Genomic DNA, 15159 nt, shown 5'->3' on the forward strand with positions numbered 1-15159 from the left:
TTTTTTGTGCAAAGCCAGATGGTGGTGCAAACCATGCTCCCGCCCAAGCCCGCTGCGGGGTCTGTGAGCTTTATCCCCTTTGCACTGAGTGCAAGGTTTTGCAACGAAGTGCAGTGGCCTTACACAGCGGCACAGGGCGAAGGGGAAATAGTCAGATTGATGAGACGCCCGGTTTACACGGGGTACAGCTGCGAAAACTAGCGAAAGACGAGGTTTTCATTTTTGGAACAGCTCTCACCAGGTGCGATTCAGAGGCAGCACAACCAGATAGAAAAAACCGCTGTGAGGCACGGCCCATAAGGCTCTTCGGTGTTTATGTTCATTGCACCGCATCACCACAGATCCGCTGGCACTCAGTACCCATTTCGCCCCTGTGAAAAAGACGAAAAAGCGAATAGCGCCTGGGCATTTTCCAGACGAGGGCTGGGAAAAAGGTAATTTTGGTAATCGATGGATGAAAACCGGCTGGAGCCCTTGTAAATCGTGGCTTCCAGGCATTACCTCAGAGGGTAATTTTAGGTAAGGCGAAAGGTAATATTTTGTTCAAGCCCTTATTTTACTGGGCCTGGCGGTGACTCGGTATTACTCATGCTAAAGGTAATTTTCTAACCATCTTATTACCTTATTATTACCTCTACAAAAACCTACCAACCACCTGATTTTATTGGGTTTTATCCCCTACTTTGAAAGCGCATTACCAAAATTACCTTTTTCCCAGGGGTCAACATAAAACGGGGAAAACCCCTGATACGACCACATTCTGCAACCTGGTGCATTTATGCCATGGGACCGCCATGGGACAGATCCTATGCGCGCCGCTGGGCTACAGCCCTTGTAAACCGGGGGCCCTGGTTCCGAAAATCGCTCACGGGTAGTTTCGAATCCCTCCTTCACCGCCATATTCGATGTACAGAAAACCCCTGAAGGCGTCAAAGCCTCAGGGGTTTTTTGTTGCCTGTCGATCAGCCTCGGCCGAGTCCGCCCAAGCGTGCAATCAGCGGTTCCAGGCTCGGGCGCTTGCTGGCCCATTCGTCCCGGGTGATGCCCAGCAGGGTGACGTCGATGCGCTGGCCGTCCTTGATGACATTGCGACGCCGCACGCCTTCTATCAGGAAGCCGAACTTCTGGTGCATCTTGATCACCGCCGGGTTGGTTTCCAGGACCTCGCAGTTGAGTTTTTCCAACTGCGCCGTGTTGAAGGCGTAGTCGAGCATCCAGAACTCCACCAGGCTGCCCAGGCCTTTGCCTTGTAACTGCGTGTCCAGATAAAACGCCCAGTCGGCGGTTTTCTGCTGCGGGTTGATGGCGTTCAGCGAAACCACACCGGCGGCCTGCCCTTCCAGCATCACCACAAAAACCGCCTGGCGCGGATTGTCTGCCAGTGAGTTCAACCAATTGGCGTGCTCTTGTTCGCTGATTTCATGGGAGGTGTACATGTATTTGCGCACATCCGCCTGGTTGCGCAGCGCACGTACCTGGGCTTGTACCTCGGCACTGGCATCGATCAAGGGAACGCATTGCATGGGACTCATCCTTGTGGAGTGGGGCCGACCTGAAAGTGGCGATTATTTCAGAGTGGGCGCGTTGGCAGGTACTGATTAACGCCACTCGAGCCCCGTGCCGCTCCTGTTGAATTCGCCGCCATTCGTCGGCCTTTGCCCGAGCGGTCGGCAAGTCTGTAAATGACCGTCTAGTCTCAAAAGCTGTGACGGCCAGTATTACCCAGGCAATCAGGTGCTTGCCGGTACTGGTCGGTTGTTGGAGGGAACAGGGATATGAGTACTCCTTATATCGAGGACAACGGGGATGAGTTCCCAATCAACAACCTGGTGCGCTGTGGCCAAGCGGCTTTCGAAGACAATGTTGAAGAACGGCCAAGCAGGTCTTCAGCAGGCAAGAGTCGTTCAGGGGCAATGCCCGTCGTCAGCGGTTCGTTGTTTTTCCCCAAAGCCCAGCCCAGGAGAAAGTAAGGGCGGCACCCACAGGCCCCGCCCATGTGCGGGGCTTTTTTGTGCCCGGTACTCGCCACACATCTCCCGCCGCTCTAGATCAGGGCTGCGATTGCCCTCGGAAACATGCACTTAAATATCGGCCATCTGCGCCCTACTCGCGGTAATTGCCGAAAATAGTGCACATCCGTACACTGCGCCACCTTTTGCCTCGGTGGGCCTGTAGATGCTGTATCTGTTTCGCATGTTGTTGATGGGCCTGCATTTTATCGCCGCCGGTGTACTCGGCGTGCTGCTCGGGCTGTGCCGCCCCTTCAACCCTGACAACAGCCGCCTGTGCGCCCGCTTTTATGCGTTGCCGGCGATGTGCTTCCTCGGCCTGCGGGTCAAGGCCGAAGTCGGGCCCTTGATGGACAAGCCAAACGGCTGCGTGATCATCGCCAACCACCAGTCCAACTACGACCTGTTCGTGTTCGGCAACGTGGTGCCGCGGCGTACCGTGTGTATCGGCAAGAAGAGCCTGAAGTGGGTACCACTTTTTGGCCAGTTGTTCTGGCTGGCGGGCAACGTGCTGATTGACCGCGGCAATGCGCAAAAGGCGCGTCGCTCGATGCTGACCACCACCCACACGCTGCAGCACAAAGAGACGTCGATCTGGGTCTTCCCTGAAGGCACCCGCAACCTCGGCGAGGAGCTGTTGCCCCTCAAGAAGGGCGCGTTCCAAATGGCAATCGCCGCCGGTGTGCCGATCATTCCGGTGTGCGCCAGCACCTACATCAAGCACATGCGCCTGAACCGCTGGCGCGCTGGCAAGATTCTGATTCGCTCACTGCCCGCCATCCCTACCGCTGGGCTGAGCATGGACGACATGCCGCAGCTGATGGCCCAGTGCCGCGAGCAGATGCGCGACTGCATCGCCGCCATGGATCGGCAGTTGCAAGGCGCCTGATTCCACTGTTCGTCGATCAAACCCGCCGCTGGCGGGTTTTTTATTGCCCCGAACTCTTGCACGCGCACTGACTCTGATCAGGCATTGCAGGCTAAGCTGCTCAAGGCCTGTCACCCTCATATTGATAAGAAGAAGCGAATCGGAACCATGGGTAGAGTTGTTGCTGCTGCCGTTTATAGCGCGGGCAAGAAAGTTACGGATATCACCCTGGATGAAGGCGCGGCCTGGGCGGCCAAGCCCGGGCACTTTGTGTGGATCGGCCTTGAAGAGCCCAATGCCCACGAGTTGGCCAATCTGCAACGCCAGTTCAACCTGCACGAACTGGCCATCGAGGATGCCCTGGAAAAACACAGCCGGCCGAAGCTGGAAACCTTCGGCGACGCGCTGTTTATCGTCACCTACTCGCCCGTGCGCGAAGGCGGCAAGCTGGAGTTCATCGAGACCCATATCTTTGCCGGCAACGGCTACATCATCACGGCCCGCAACGGTCACTCCAAATCCTACGGCTATGTGCGCCAGCGCTGTGAAGCGCGACCGCTGCTGCTGGAGCATGGAGAAGATTTTGTGCTCTACGCGCTGCTGGATTTCGTCACCGAGAACTACCAGCCAGTCAGCGAAGCCATTCACGCCGAGATCGACGAACTGGAGCGCAACGTGCTGTGCAATTCACTCAACGAACGGGATGTCCAGCACCTTCACGGCCTGCGCCGCGATGTGTTGCGCCTGCGTCGCCATGTGGCGCCGATGGTGGAGATCAGCGAGGAGCTGCAGAAGCTCAGCTTCCCGTTTATCGACAAAAACATGCGCCCGTATTTCCGCGACGTGCAGATCCACGTGACCCGGCAGATGGAAGACCTTTCCACCCTGCGCGACATCGCCAGCCAGACCATCGAGATCGGCGTGCTGCTGGAAGCCTCGCGACAAAGTGTGGTGCAACGCAAGTTCGCCGCCTGGGCGGCGATCCTGGCGTTCCCTACCGCGGTGGCGGGGATCTATGGGATGAACTTCCAGAACATGCCGGAGCTGAGCTGGCACTACGGCTACTTCGGCGTGCTGGGGTTCATCGGTGTAGGCTGCATCGGCTTGTGGGCCAGCTTCAAGCGTTCCGGCTGGCTGTAGGGTTCAAACGCCCGCCCCGGCCAAGGGAGCGGGCGCAAGGTCAGGCCGACTTGGCTTCGGGCTTGTGGGCCACGAACCGCATCATCCACTCCGCCACCGTGGTGCCGTGGTGGTCATGCTCAAGGCTGGCCATGCCCTTCTGGTAAATCTGCTCCCCCAGGTGCTGCTGGCGGATGTCCAACAATGCCCGAGAGTAGTCGTGAATGAATTCCGGGTGGCCCTGGAAGCACAGCACCTGGTCGTTGATGTGGTAGGCGGCAAACGGGCAGAAGTCGCTGGAGGCAATCACCGTGGCGTTTTCCGGCAACGCCGTCACCTGGTCCTGGTGGCTGATCAACAGCGTCAATTCTTCCACCACCGGGTTCATCCACGGCGCCTTGGCGGCCAGTTGATAGTTGTGGGTACCCACACCCCAGCCTTGGGTCGCGCGCTCGCTTTTGCCACCAAGCAACAGCGCCAGCAGTTGGTGACCGAAGCAGATGCCCAGCAGCTTGTCGCCACGCTCGTAGCGCTCCAGCAGATAGGTCTTGAGGGTCTGAATCCACGGATCGCTGCCAAAGGAGTCGGCCTTGCTGCCCGTCACCAGGTAAGCGTCGAAGCTCAACTCATCGCTCGGGTAGTCGCCTTGCATCACGTTGAAGATGCTGAACTCGGCGGCGATCGGTTGCCGCGAGAACAGGCGCTGAAACATCTGCCCGTAACCCTGATATTGATCGACCAGCTCGGGGCGCAGAATGTCGGTTTCCAGGATGCAGATGCGTAGCGACATAAAAAATACCTGACACGATGAATGGAAAAATGAACGCCCAGAGCCTGCCTTGAAACGCCACGTCAAGGCAAGCCCCGCACTGCATCACTCTGTGCCCTTCGAGGTCAGAACAACAGGCCTTGGCTGGCCTTTTCCAGCAGCAGCGCCGGTGGGGCGAAACGCTGGCCATATTGCTCGGCCAAATACTGCGCGCGCGCGATGAAGTCCTTGAGCCCGTACTGGTTGATGAACTGCAACGCCCCCCCGGTCCAGGCGGCAAAGCCGATGCCGAGGATCGAGCCGATATTGGCGTCGGCCGTCGACTGCAACACCCCCTCCTCCAGGCAGCGCACGGTTTCAATGGCCTGTACGAACAGCAGCCGGTCCCGTACATCTTGGGGCGGGATCTGCGCATCGGCCTGGTAAAAGCGCGTGCGCAAGGTTGGCCACAGGTGTTTCTGACCTTGCGCCGGGTAATCGTAGAAGCCACCGCCCGCGGCTTTACCGGGCCGCTGGTACTCATGGACCAGTGCATCGATCACCGCAAAGGCCGGGTGACTGTTGGCCACCTTGCCTTCGGCGTGCAGGTCCTTGGCCGTCTGCTCGCGGATATGGCTCATCAGGCTCAGCGACACCTCATCGGAAATCGCCAAGGGACCAACGGGCATGCCGGCCTTGCGGGCCTCGGTCTCGATCATCGGCGCTGCAATTCCCTCGCCCAGCATGGCGATGCCTTCATTGGTAAAGGTGCCGAATACCCGCGAGGTGAAGAAACCACGGCGGTCGTTGACCACGATCGGGGTCTTGTTGATCTGCCGGACAAAGTCGAACCCCTGGGCCAGGGTTGCGTCGCTGGTCTGGGCGCCCTTGATGATTTCCACCAGGGGCATTTTTTCCACAGGGCTGAAGAAGTGCAAGCCGATGAACTTGTCGGGGTTGGGCACCGCCGTCGCCAGGCCGGTAATGGGCAGGGTCGACGTATTGGAGGCCATGACCGCCTCCGCCCCCACCACCGCCCGTGCGGCCGCCGAAACCTTGGCCTTGAGCGCCCGGTCCTCGAACACCGCTTCGATGATCAGGTCGCAACCCGCCAGGTCCGCCTCGTCCTGGCTGCAGTGAATGCGAGCCAGGGTCGTTTCGCGCTGCACCTGGCTCAACTGGCCACGGGCGACTTGCTTGTCCAGCAAGGCCGCCGAATGCGCCTTGCCCTTCTCGGCCGCCGCCAGGCTGATGTCTTTGAGCACCACATCAAGACCGGCCACGGCACTGACATGGGCGATCCCCGCGCCCATCATGCCGGCCCCCAGCACCCCGACCTTTTTCGTCACATAAGGCGCCACGCCCTGGGGACGAGAACTGCCGGCATTGACCTGATTGAGCTGGAACCAGAAGGCGCCGATCATGTTCTTCGCCACCTGGCCCGTGACCAGTTCGGTGAAGTAGCGGGCCTCGATCAACTGCGCGGTGTCGAAGTCCACCTGAGCCCCCTCCACCGCCGCGCAGAGGATCTTCTCCGGTGCCGGAAAGCAGCCCTGGGTTTTGGCACGCAGGATCGACGGCGCAATGGCCAGCATCTGGGCAACTTTCGGCTGGGCAGGCGTACCGCCGGGGATCTGATAACCCTTGATGTCCCAAGGCTGTTTGGCCTGGGGATTGGCCAGTATCCAGGCCCGCGCCTGAGCCAGCAACGCTGGGCGATCCGCCGCCAACTCATCGATCAAGCCAGCCTGCAGCGCCTGCTGCGCCCGCACCTTGCGGCCCTCCAGCAGATAAGGCAGGGCCTTTTCCAGCCCCAGCAAACGCACCATGCGCACCACACCGCCGCCGCCCGGCAACAACCCCAGGGTGACTTCCGGCAGCCCGATCCGCAGCCCGCTGTCGTCCAGGGCGATTCGGTGATGACAGGCCAGGCAGATTTCCCACCCGCCACCCAGGGCCGTGCCATTGATCGCCGCCACCACCGGCTTGCCGAAGGTTTCTAGGGTGCGCAACTGGCCCTTGAGGTCCAGCACATGGTCGTAGAACGCACGGGCCTCGGGCTTGCCCACCTTGATCAATTCATTAAGGTCGCCGCCGGCAAAGAAAGTCTTTTTCGCCGAGGTAATGATCACCCCGGCAATCGACGCCTGTTCGGCCTGTAGCCGCGCCAGCGTGGCGGCCATGGCGTCGCGGTACACGGCATTCATGGTGTTGGCGCTCTGGCCCGGCATATCGAGGGTCAGCACCACGATCTGGTCCTGGCCTTTTTCGTAACGGATGGCTGCGGTCATGACAAAGGTCCTTGAAGTCGGGGCTCAGAGGCGTTCGAGAATGGTGGCGATGCCCATGCCGCCGCCGACACAGAGGGTCGCCAGGCCATAGCGCTGCTGGCGGACTTCCAGTTCGTCGAGCAGGGTGCCGAGGATCGCGCAACCGGTGGCGCCCAAGGGGTGGCCCATGGCGATGGAACCGCCATTGACGTTGACCCGGGCCGGGTCGATGGCCATGTCCTTGATGAACTTGAGCACCACCGAGGCAAAGGCTTCGTTGACCTCGAACAAGTCGATGTCCTCGACCCTCAATCCAGCCTTGGCCAAGGCCTTGCGCGTGGCGGGCGCAGGGCCGGTGAGCATGATGGTCGGGTCGGTGCTGGTCACCGCCGTGGCTACGATCCGTGCCCGCGGCTTGAGCCCCAGTTCGCGGCCCTTGGCTTCGGAACCGATCAGCATCAGGGCCGCACCATCGACGATCCCAGAACTGTTGCCCGGGGTGTGCACATGGTCGATGCGCTCGACATGGCTGTAGACCCGCAACGCGGTGGCGTCGAAACCCATGTGCCCGATCATCTCGAAACTCGACTTGAGCTTGGCCAGGCCTTCAAGGGTGCTGTCGGCGCGAATGAACTCATCATGGTCCAGCAACACCAAACCATTCTGGTCTCGCACCGCCACCAGGGATTTGCTGAACGCGCCAGCGGCTCGCGCCCGGGCGGCCTTGTGCTGGGAATGCAGGGCAAAGGTATCGACGTGTTCGCGGCTGAAGCCTTCCAGGGTGGCAATCAGGTCGGCGCCGATGCCCTGGGGCGTGAAGTGGCTGTGCAGATTGGTCTGCGGGTCCAGCACCCAGGCACCGCCGTCGCTGCCCATGGGCACCCGTGACATCGACTCGACGCCCCCGACCACCACCAGCTCCTCGAACCCGGAGCGCACCTTCATTGCCCCGAGGTTGACCGCCTCCAGCCCCGACGCGCAGAAACGGTTGATCTGTACCCCGGCCACGCTGACATCCCAATCGGCCACCAGCGCTGCGGTCTTGGCGATGTCCGCCCCTTGGTCACCCACCGGGGTCACGCAGCCCAGGACGATGTCGTCCACCTGGCTGGTATCGAGGTCGGTGCGCTGCTGCAACGCGCCGAGCAGGCCGGCCACCAGGTTCACCGGTTTGACGCCGTGTAAGGCGCCATCGGCCTTGCCTTTGCCACGGGGGGTGCGTAACGCATCGAATATCAACGCTTGGGTCATGACGTCCTCGAACCGCTGTGCAGGGGGAGAAAGGCGAGTCGTCACTTTTGAGCGCGAGCGCCATGGATTCAATGACCGATACGCTCAGTGGCCTTGACGGTCACGCTCAGACGAACGGTAGCCGGCTAACAGATCCCTGCGCGGCACTCGGCAAAGTGTCTAGCCAAAGGCTGGCCAAGAAGGTGGCAATAGGCCTCATGCCTTTTTAAGCAGTTAGATTTATAAATTCATATGAAATGGATCTAAGCCAGAGGATACAAGGCCCCTAAGGTAGAAAGGCGGCATGTTGGAAAGAGTTTTTATGGGGAACGCGTAAGAAAAAGGACACATGGGCGGCTCATAGTGAAGTAGAGCGACATGAATCAGATGCTCAGGAATAACAACAAAAGGCACTCAGCCATGTTTAAACATTCGAAAGTACGTCAGGCGGGGCTCATTCTTTTTGCAACCACACTGCTGCTGATCTTGCCCAATCTCACCAAGGTGATTGGCTAGGGCCTGGCAGGTCTTGCATCCACTTCGGCAACTTTTTACCCCGGCCAACTACCGGGGTACGGACTTGTGTGCCAGTCTTCCTGCACCATCGAACGGGGAAGATTCATGCGCCATTGGCTTGCACTCGCAGCACTCTGCAGCTGCCTCACCGCCCAGGCGGGCATCGTTGACGTCAACCGTGCAGTGGACGAGATCAATGATGGCGCGCTGATCCTGGACTTGCGCAACAACAGCGACTTTGCCGCCGGCAACGTGCACAACTCACTGCAGGTCGACCTTGAACTGGAGGACGGCACCGGCATCAGCGCCGAGGGCCTGGCCTACCAGTTGCGCAAGATGGTGCTGGACCCCAACGCCACGGTGGTCATCTACAGCGACACCAACCAGCACGCCCTCGAGGCCGAAGACACCCTGATCAAACATGGCTACTTCGGTATCGTCAACGGCGGCAACTACGAAGAGTTGCGAGACGCCCTGTTCGATCACGTCTCCCAACCCATTGATGTGCTGCCAGGCGACGAACCCACCGACGACGATGTGACGGCGATCAATTGAAACCTCTACTTTTCTGCACAGCCCTGCTCCTCAGCCCTTCCCTGTCAGCCGCGCAACTGGTCATCGACCTAGGGGCCGGCAGCCGTACCTGGCAGACCGAAGAACTGCTCAAGCACCCCGAAGCCCGAACCATCAGCATCAAGGATGACGTCTCCTACAAACGCGACATGCAGTATCGCGCGGTGCCGGTCGCCGTCTTGCTCGATGGGGTCAAGGCAGAAGACCATCTGCAGGCGGTTGCCCTGGACGGCTTTGCCGCCGAACTCAGCGCCGGGCCACTGCTCAATCGCCAAGGCGCACAAGCCTGGCTGGCGATTGAAGACCCGGCCCAGCCCTGGCCGGCACTCGGTGAAGGCAAACACAGCGCAGGGCCGTTCTACCTGGTCTGGAGCAACCCCCAGGCCGGGCACATCAGCCCCGAACAATGGCCCTTCGAGGTCGCCAGCATAAAGCGCCTGGCGCCGGTGGCCGAACGCTTCCCGGCACTGCGCCCGGCCCCGCAACTGGCAGCCGACGATCCGGTGAACCAGGGTTTTGCACTGTTTCAGAAAAACTGCCTGGCCTGCCATCGCCTCAATGGCGCAGGCGACTCGCAATTCGGCCCGGACCTGAACATCCCCTACAGCCCCACCGAGTACTTCGGCGGCGACTTCCTCAAGCGCTACATCCGCGACCCACAGAGCCTGCGCCGCTGGCCCCAGGCGAAGATGCCAGGGTTCTCCAGCAGCGTGCTGACCGACCCTGAACTGGACCGGCTGGTGGCGTACCTGAAGCACATGGCAGGGCGCAAACAAAGCGCCCCGTAGCTCGGCCGTTCGTTACGCAAGCAGCTTACTGGCGCTGCACCGCAATGGCTGGCGCCACCCGCACCTTGGCGTGCATCTGCTCGCCCCCGCCGCCGCGCCGCATGCCCCGCACCGGGCAGGCATCCAGGTAATCCAGGCCCACCGCCAGCTTCAAGTGGCGCTCAGGCCGGGCCAGTTCGTTGGTCACGTCAAAGCTGTACCAAGCGTCGTCCAGCCAGGCTTCCGCCCAGGCGTGGCTGGCCAGGTGTTCACTGTTTTCGCTGTACAGGTAACCCGAGACGAACCGGGCGGGAATGCCCAGGCTGCGGGCGCAGGCGAGAAAGGCATGGGTATGGTCCTGGCACACCCCGGCACCGCCGGCAAAGGCTTCGGCGGCGCTGGTTTCAATCTCGGTGGAGCCCGGCTGGTAAACCATGTGCTGGTTCAACCCATGCATCAAGTCGATCAACCCGGTGCGGTCCCGACGCTGGCGGCACTGCTGCTCGGCAAAGGCGCGCAACGCTGGGTCAGCCTCGGTCAGGCGAGTGAAGCGCAGGAAAGGCAACGCTGATCGATCTTCGTGTTCAGCCTCGCGCAACTCGTCGATGTCCACTTGGCCGCGGGCACCGATGATGATCGCTTCATGGGGTTCGTCCACCGTCAGCACATGGAAGATATTGCCGAAGGGATCGATCTGCGCACGCACCGGGCGCGGCAAGTCCAGTTGCCAACTGAGCACGTGCTGACGCTCGCTGTCATGGGGCGTCAAGCGCAGGTACTGGATGCTGGCGCGCACCTGGTCTTCATAGTGATAGGCGGTTTCATGGCTGATGGAGAGTCTCATACTGCCTCCAGGTACGACGTGTAGATGGCGTTGCCCAACTGGCGCACCAGTGGGATGAACTCGGTGAGCCAGGCGTGCAAGCCTTCGTCGAGAATCTCGTGGATGCCGGTGTAACGCAGGCGCGCGTCCAGTTCCGCTGCCAGGCGCTGGGCCGGGCGACCGTTGGCTCCGGGCAGGCTGCCAAGTATCTGGTCGATTTCCTCGGTGCAGGCGCGCAGGGAGCGCGGCACATCGGCGCGCAACAACAGCAGCTCGGCGACCTGCCGCGAGCCCGGGGCATCGCGGTAGATCTCGGTGTAGGCCTCGAAGGACGACAGGGCTCGCAGCAAGGCGCTCCACTGGTAATAGGCATGGGCGGTGCCGTCGCTGACCACGTCGGCCTGGTCGCCGGCCATTTCATAACGGGCATCGAGCAGACGCAGGGTGTTGTCGGCGCGCTCGATAAAGGTCCCCAGGCGAATGAAGCGAAAGGCGTCGTTGCGCATGATGGTGCCGTAGGTGGCCCCGCGAAACAGGTGGGAGCGCTCCTTGATCCACTCGCAGAAACGGCTCATGCCATAGCGGCTCAGGCCCTGCTCGGCGATGCCGCGAATCTCCAGCCAGGTGGCGTTGATGTTTTCCCACATGTCGGCGGTGATTCGCCCGCGCACCGCATGGGCACTGGCGCGGGCCGAGCCCAGGCAGCTGTAGATGCTGGCCGGGTTGGCGGCATCCAGGGCAAAAAAGTGCAACAGGCGCTCGGCGTGCAGCTCGCCGTGGCGTTCCAGGTAATCATCCAGGGTGCCGGTAATCAGCAGCGGCATGGCCAGTTCGTGCAGGCCGTCACCGCGCCCATCCTGGGGCATCAGCGACAGCGAATAACTGACGTCGAGCATCCGCGCGAGGTTTTCCGCCCGCTCCAGATACCGCGACATCCAATACAAATCCGAGGCAGTTCTACTCAACATGACAGGCTTCCTTAATCCTCGACCACCCAGGTGTCCTTGGTTCCGCCACCCTGGGAAGAATTCACCACCAGGGAGCCTTCACGCAGGGCCACACGGGTGAGACCACCCGGCACCACGCGGGTTTCCCGGCCCGACAAGACAAAGGGCCGCAAATCGATATGGCGCGGGGCAATACCGTTCTCGACAAAGGTCGGGCAGGTGGACAGGGACAGGGTCGGCTGAGCGATATAGGCGTGGGGCTTGGCCTTGATCCGCTCGCGGAAGGCCTCGATCTCAGCGGTGGTGGCCGCTGGGCCCACGAGCATGCCGTAGCCGCCCGAGCCTTGGGTTTCCTTGACCACCAGCTCCGGCAGGTGAGCCAGCACATGGGACAGCTCGGAGGGGTTACGGCATTGCCAGGTGGGCACGTTTTTCAGGATCGGCTCTTCATCCAGGTAGAAACGGATCATCTCGGTAACAAAGGGGTACACCGACTTGTCATCGGCGACCCCGGTGCCAATGGCGTTGGCCAGCACCACATTGCCCGAGCGGTAGGCCGACAACAGCCCCGGCACGCCCAGCATCGATTGTGGGTTGAAGGCCAGGGGATCAAGGAAGGCATCGTCGAGGCGGCGGTAGATCACGTCCACCGCCTTGGGCCCGTCGGTGGTGCGCATGAACACCCGCTCATCCCGCACAAACAGGTCGGCGCCCTCCACCAGCTCGACGCCCATTTCACGGGCCAGGAACGCATGTTCGAAGAACGCGCTGTTGAAACGCCCGGGGGTCAGCACCACCACGCTGGGGTTATCCAGGGGGCTTGAGCTTTTCAGGGTGTCGAGCAACAGGTTGGGGTAATGGTCGATCGGTGCGATGCGCTGGGCGGCGAACAGCTCGGGGAACAGGCGCATCATCATCTTGCGGTCTTCGAGCATGTAGCTCACGCCGCTGGGGGTGCGCAGGTTGTCTTCGAGCACGTAATAGGTGCCGTCGCCATCGCGTACCAGGTCAACGCCCGAAATATGCGAGTAGATGTCGCGGTGCAGGTTCAGGCCCTGCATCGCCAGCTGGTACTGCTCGTTGGCCAGCACCTGCTCGGCGGGGATGATCCCGGCTTTGATAATGCGTTGCTGGTGGTAGAGGTCGGCGAGAAACATGTTCAGCGCCTTGACCCGCTGGATGCAGCCACGCTCGACAATCCGCCACTCGCTGGCGGGGATGTTGCGAGGGATGGTGTCGAACGGGATCAGCCGCTCGGTGCCCTGCTCATCGCCATAGAGCGTGAAGGTGATGCCTGCACGATGAAAGAGCAGGTCGGCCTCACGCCGGCGCTGCGCCAAGAGCTCGTCGGGCGTGCTTGCCAGCCAACGGGCGAACTCCCGGTAATGCGGGCGAACCACGCCGCCGGAATCGTACATCTCGTCATAAAAGGTGCGGATCATGCCGTACTCCTTGTCACCCGGACATCTAGGCTTCGCAAGGCCCGTGCCATCGGCATAAACGCTTTGATATCAGACAGTTGGATAACGTCCCCAAAGGCCACGCACCGGAGCTGTGCAGCAAACGCCCCACGGTGTTCACCCATGCTTCATTGCGAAGCAAAGGCCATGGCTATCACCAGCATAGTCAGAGTTGATTTCACTGCCCGGGCAAAGCTGTCGATAATCCGCCCCATCGCGCAGAAACTTCGTAACCCGAAATAACCGGGCTCGTGCCGCACCTCGAACAGCCAGCCCCCCATGGCTGGCACTGACTTCCCAGGTTGCCCGTTACCCGCCGCGCCACCGATTTCAACGCTCTTCCCTTTCGGCCACCCTAAGCAGGTGGCCTTTTTTTTACCCCGCAGAAACGAAATTGGCCGACCCGAAGGTCAGCCAATCATCAACAGCACTACCGATCCAAAGGCTTACATGGGCCGCCCTCGAACCTCCTGTTTCACGCCCCAACCTTCGATAATTCCACCCAAGGGTTCGACCACTGCCTCAAAGTCCTGTTCAAAATCCCCGATGCCGCCGTAGGTGGCGTACATCACCTTGCTCAGTTCCAGGTACCAGGCGCCGTCATCACGGGCACTGACCTGGGCATTCAAGGATTCACCGCGAAATTGTCCTGCCGCCCTGCGCGCCCGCTCCTCATCCGGGAAAATGGCGTAGAACTCGATGGGATGGAATCGTGAAAAGTCGAAGCCGCCTTCTTTCATGCGGCGCAGCACGTTGCTGCTGATGTCTTCTTGATGGGCTGTGCTCATGAAACGTCCTCCTAAAACCGATGGATAGACTTTCCGTACTCCCTTGCCTGCAACCGAACGGTGCAGGCAATACGGCGAGAACATCGCCGCCAGGAAACAAGCATGTCGCTGAGAAGATCAGAGGTTAGCGATGGGTTCGCTGATCTCGTTCGCAGATTAGCGCCAAGAATGGGGCGCTGCCAAGAACTGCTTTGAGGCCAACAAGAGAAGTGACTAAATCGGCGTGATGCTGAGGATTTGAATACTGTTCTGATCTTTCAGGCTCTTGACCGTCGGCTCCAGGGTACGGCCCTCCAGATCATTCAGATCCAGGGTCGCCGGAACCGGCAACAGCTTGGCCCGGATCAGTTGCGCCGCATGCTCCATGTCGGGTTGTTGTTCGCACTCGAACTCTTCCACGGACTGGACGCCATGATCGTCAACGAAAGTGACTTGCCACTTTTGCATCGGTGCCTCCTCGATAAAGCCCCTGAATGGGCTCACAACATCTCGACCCTGGGCCCCTGGCAAACGTTCCACGCCCCTCATCTGCCGGCAGTAAAAAGGCCACCCGCAGGTGGCCTCTCAGGGCGCAGCACAATACCGATCAAGGCTTCTCGGCACGCTCCTTCAGCGCCTTCAACGTATTGAACGGAGCATCGACCACAAACTTGTTGGCCAGCCAGGACGGCACGCTGCCACCCGGCTCGGTGTGCACCTGGTAGGTCACTTCGACCTGGTCCGCGCCTTTGGGCACGAACTTCCAATAGCCCTCGACCTGAGCCACACGGACAAAACCGCTCTCTTCCGGAATGTAGGTCGGCACGCCTTCGAGTTTGCGCGTCAGGCTGCCATCGGCGCCCTGGGTGGTGGTGACGTGCAGCACCGAGTCACGGGCCGTAACCGGCCAGGGCGTGTTGAATTGGGTGTAGGTCCAGCTTTGGTCGCCTTCATGCTTGAGCAACTTCTGCGTCTTGCACTCATGAATCCAGGCACAGGCGCCAACGACATCGTCCTGCAGGCTGCGCAGCTTGGCGATGGAGGTTTTCATGGTGGTCACAC

The 15159-nt window shown here is 60.7% G+C and carries 15 protein-coding genes; 5 read left to right on the top strand and 10 right to left on the bottom strand.

Features of this window, described 5'->3' with window-relative positions; translation table 11 throughout:
* Nucleotides 1–962: 962 nt before the first annotated feature.
* On the bottom strand, nt 963–1523 hold the full coding sequence (pseH, locus tag M1B35_RS31245; RefSeq protein WP_268263995.1) for a UDP-4-amino-4,6-dideoxy-N-acetyl-beta-L-altrosamine N-acetyltransferase: 561 nt from the start codon (nt 1521–1523) through the stop codon (nt 963–965).
* Nucleotides 1524–1775: 252 nt separating this feature from the next.
* Here pseH and M1B35_RS31250 point away from each other — a divergent pair, with 252 nt between their 5' ends.
* The 3 genes from M1B35_RS31250 to M1B35_RS31260 all read left to right on the top strand — a co-directional run bounded on the left by M1B35_RS31250 (nt 1776) and on the right by M1B35_RS31260 (nt 4017).
* Nucleotides 1776–1970 (top strand): hypothetical protein, encoded by a 195-nt coding sequence (locus M1B35_RS31250; protein WP_123330470.1) that lies wholly within the window; start codon nt 1776–1778, stop codon nt 1968–1970.
* Nucleotides 1971–2175: 205 nt separating this feature from the next.
* On the top strand, nt 2176–2898 hold the full coding sequence (locus tag M1B35_RS31255; protein WP_123330468.1) for a 1-acylglycerol-3-phosphate O-acyltransferase: 723 nt from the start codon (nt 2176–2178) through the stop codon (nt 2896–2898).
* 147 nt (nt 2899–3045) lie between these two features.
* Nucleotides 3046–4017 (top strand): magnesium and cobalt transport protein CorA, encoded by a 972-nt coding sequence (locus M1B35_RS31260; RefSeq protein ID WP_123330466.1) that lies wholly within the window; start codon nt 3046–3048, stop codon nt 4015–4017.
* Between the two features lie 40 nt (nt 4018–4057).
* Here M1B35_RS31260 and M1B35_RS31265 read toward each other — a convergent pair whose 3' ends face one another.
* The 3 genes from M1B35_RS31265 to M1B35_RS31275 all read right to left on the bottom strand — a co-directional run bounded on the left by M1B35_RS31265 (nt 4058) and on the right by M1B35_RS31275 (nt 8265).
* Nucleotides 4058–4786 (bottom strand): amidotransferase, encoded by a 729-nt coding sequence (locus M1B35_RS31265; RefSeq protein WP_268263996.1) that lies wholly within the window; start codon nt 4784–4786, stop codon nt 4058–4060.
* Nucleotides 4787–4890: 104 nt separating this feature from the next.
* Nucleotides 4891–7035, bottom strand: a complete 2145-nt coding sequence (locus M1B35_RS31270; protein WP_268263997.1) for a 3-hydroxyacyl-CoA dehydrogenase NAD-binding domain-containing protein — start codon at nt 7033–7035, stop codon at nt 4891–4893.
* 24 nt (nt 7036–7059) lie between these two features.
* Nucleotides 7060–8265 (bottom strand): acetyl-CoA C-acetyltransferase, encoded by a 1206-nt coding sequence (locus M1B35_RS31275; protein WP_268263998.1) that lies wholly within the window; start codon nt 8263–8265, stop codon nt 7060–7062.
* 600 nt (nt 8266–8865) lie between these two features.
* On the opposite strand from M1B35_RS31275, the gene M1B35_RS31280 reads away from it, so the two are divergent.
* Nucleotides 8866–9315 (top strand): rhodanese-like domain-containing protein, encoded by a 450-nt coding sequence (locus tag M1B35_RS31280; protein ID WP_123330458.1) that lies wholly within the window; start codon nt 8866–8868, stop codon nt 9313–9315.
* Nucleotides 9312–10121, top strand: coding sequence for a c-type cytochrome (locus M1B35_RS31285; protein ID WP_268263999.1), 810 nt, complete (start codon nt 9312–9314; stop codon nt 10119–10121). The genes M1B35_RS31280 and M1B35_RS31285 overlap by 4 nt, the downstream gene beginning before the upstream one ends.
* Nucleotides 10122–10146: 25 nt before the next feature.
* Here the strand turns inward: M1B35_RS31285 and M1B35_RS31290 are convergent, their stop codons facing one another.
* From M1B35_RS31290 to M1B35_RS31315, 6 genes are all read right to left on the bottom strand, one after another.
* Nucleotides 10147–10944 (bottom strand): transglutaminase family protein, encoded by a 798-nt coding sequence (locus tag M1B35_RS31290; protein ID WP_123330454.1) that lies wholly within the window; start codon nt 10942–10944, stop codon nt 10147–10149.
* A complete protein-coding gene (locus M1B35_RS31295; RefSeq protein ID WP_268264000.1) occupies nt 10941–11891 on the bottom strand; it encodes an alpha-E domain-containing protein in 951 nt (316 codons plus the stop codon). Before M1B35_RS31295 ends, M1B35_RS31290 begins: the two co-directional genes overlap by 4 nt.
* A gap of 11 nt (nt 11892–11902) precedes the next feature.
* Complete coding sequence (locus M1B35_RS31300; protein ID WP_268264001.1) at nt 11903–13312, bottom strand: circularly permuted type 2 ATP-grasp protein; 1410 nt, start codon at nt 13310–13312, stop codon at nt 11903–11905.
* A 464-nt stretch (nt 13313–13776) separates the two neighbouring features.
* Nucleotides 13777–14118 carry a ribonuclease E inhibitor RraB gene (locus M1B35_RS31305; RefSeq protein WP_123330448.1) on the bottom strand — a complete coding sequence of 114 codons (342 nt, stop codon included), beginning with the start codon at nt 14116–14118 and terminating at the stop codon, nt 13777–13779.
* Nucleotides 14119–14331: 213 nt separating this feature from the next.
* Nucleotides 14332–14565, bottom strand: coding sequence for a hypothetical protein (locus tag M1B35_RS31310; RefSeq protein ID WP_123330446.1), 234 nt, complete (start codon nt 14563–14565; stop codon nt 14332–14334).
* 139 nt (nt 14566–14704) lie between these two features.
* A partial coding sequence (locus M1B35_RS31315) for an START domain-containing protein (RefSeq protein ID WP_268264002.1) occupies nt 14705–15159 on the bottom strand: 455 nt, incomplete at its 5' end.

Origin of the sequence: Pseudomonas morbosilactucae (genome assembly GCF_023241665.1) — a bacterium.
Classification (GTDB): domain Bacteria; phylum Pseudomonadota; class Gammaproteobacteria; order Pseudomonadales; family Pseudomonadaceae; genus Aquipseudomonas; species Aquipseudomonas morbosilactucae.

What these genes read in the sequence shown, in the direction of transcription:
- M1B35_RS31300 (WP_268264001.1), bottom strand. Translation starts at nt 13,312, where the DNA reads ATGATCCGCACCTTTTATGACGAGATGTACGATTCCGGCGGCGTGGTT.
- M1B35_RS31310 (WP_123330446.1), bottom strand. Translation starts at nt 14,565, where the DNA reads ATGCAAAAGTGGCAAGTCACTTTCGTTGACGATCATGGCGTCCAGTCC.
- M1B35_RS31295 (WP_268264000.1), bottom strand. Translation starts at nt 11,891, where the DNA reads ATGTTGAGTAGAACTGCCTCGGATTTGTATTGGATGTCGCGGTATCTG.
- M1B35_RS31255 (WP_123330468.1), top strand. Translation starts at nt 2,176, where the DNA reads ATGCTGTATCTGTTTCGCATGTTGTTGATGGGCCTGCATTTTATCGCC.
- M1B35_RS31250 (WP_123330470.1), top strand. Translation starts at nt 1,776, where the DNA reads ATGAGTACTCCTTATATCGAGGACAACGGGGATGAGTTCCCAATCAAC.
- pseH (WP_268263995.1), bottom strand. Translation starts at nt 1,523, where the DNA reads ATGCAATGCGTTCCCTTGATCGATGCCAGTGCCGAGGTACAAGCCCAG.
- M1B35_RS31305 (WP_123330448.1), bottom strand. Translation starts at nt 14,118, where the DNA reads ATGAGCACAGCCCATCAAGAAGACATCAGCAGCAACGTGCTGCGCCGC.
- M1B35_RS31280 (WP_123330458.1), top strand. Translation starts at nt 8,866, where the DNA reads ATGCGCCATTGGCTTGCACTCGCAGCACTCTGCAGCTGCCTCACCGCC.
- M1B35_RS31260 (WP_123330466.1), top strand. Translation starts at nt 3,046, where the DNA reads ATGGGTAGAGTTGTTGCTGCTGCCGTTTATAGCGCGGGCAAGAAAGTT.
- M1B35_RS31290 (WP_123330454.1), bottom strand. Translation starts at nt 10,944, where the DNA reads ATGAGACTCTCCATCAGCCATGAAACCGCCTATCACTATGAAGACCAG.
- M1B35_RS31265 (WP_268263996.1), bottom strand. Translation starts at nt 4,786, where the DNA reads ATGTCGCTACGCATCTGCATCCTGGAAACCGACATTCTGCGCCCCGAG.
- M1B35_RS31270 (WP_268263997.1), bottom strand. Translation starts at nt 7,035, where the DNA reads ATGACCGCAGCCATCCGTTACGAAAAAGGCCAGGACCAGATCGTGGTG.
- M1B35_RS31275 (WP_268263998.1), bottom strand. Translation starts at nt 8,265, where the DNA reads ATGACCCAAGCGTTGATATTCGATGCGTTACGCACCCCCCGTGGCAAA.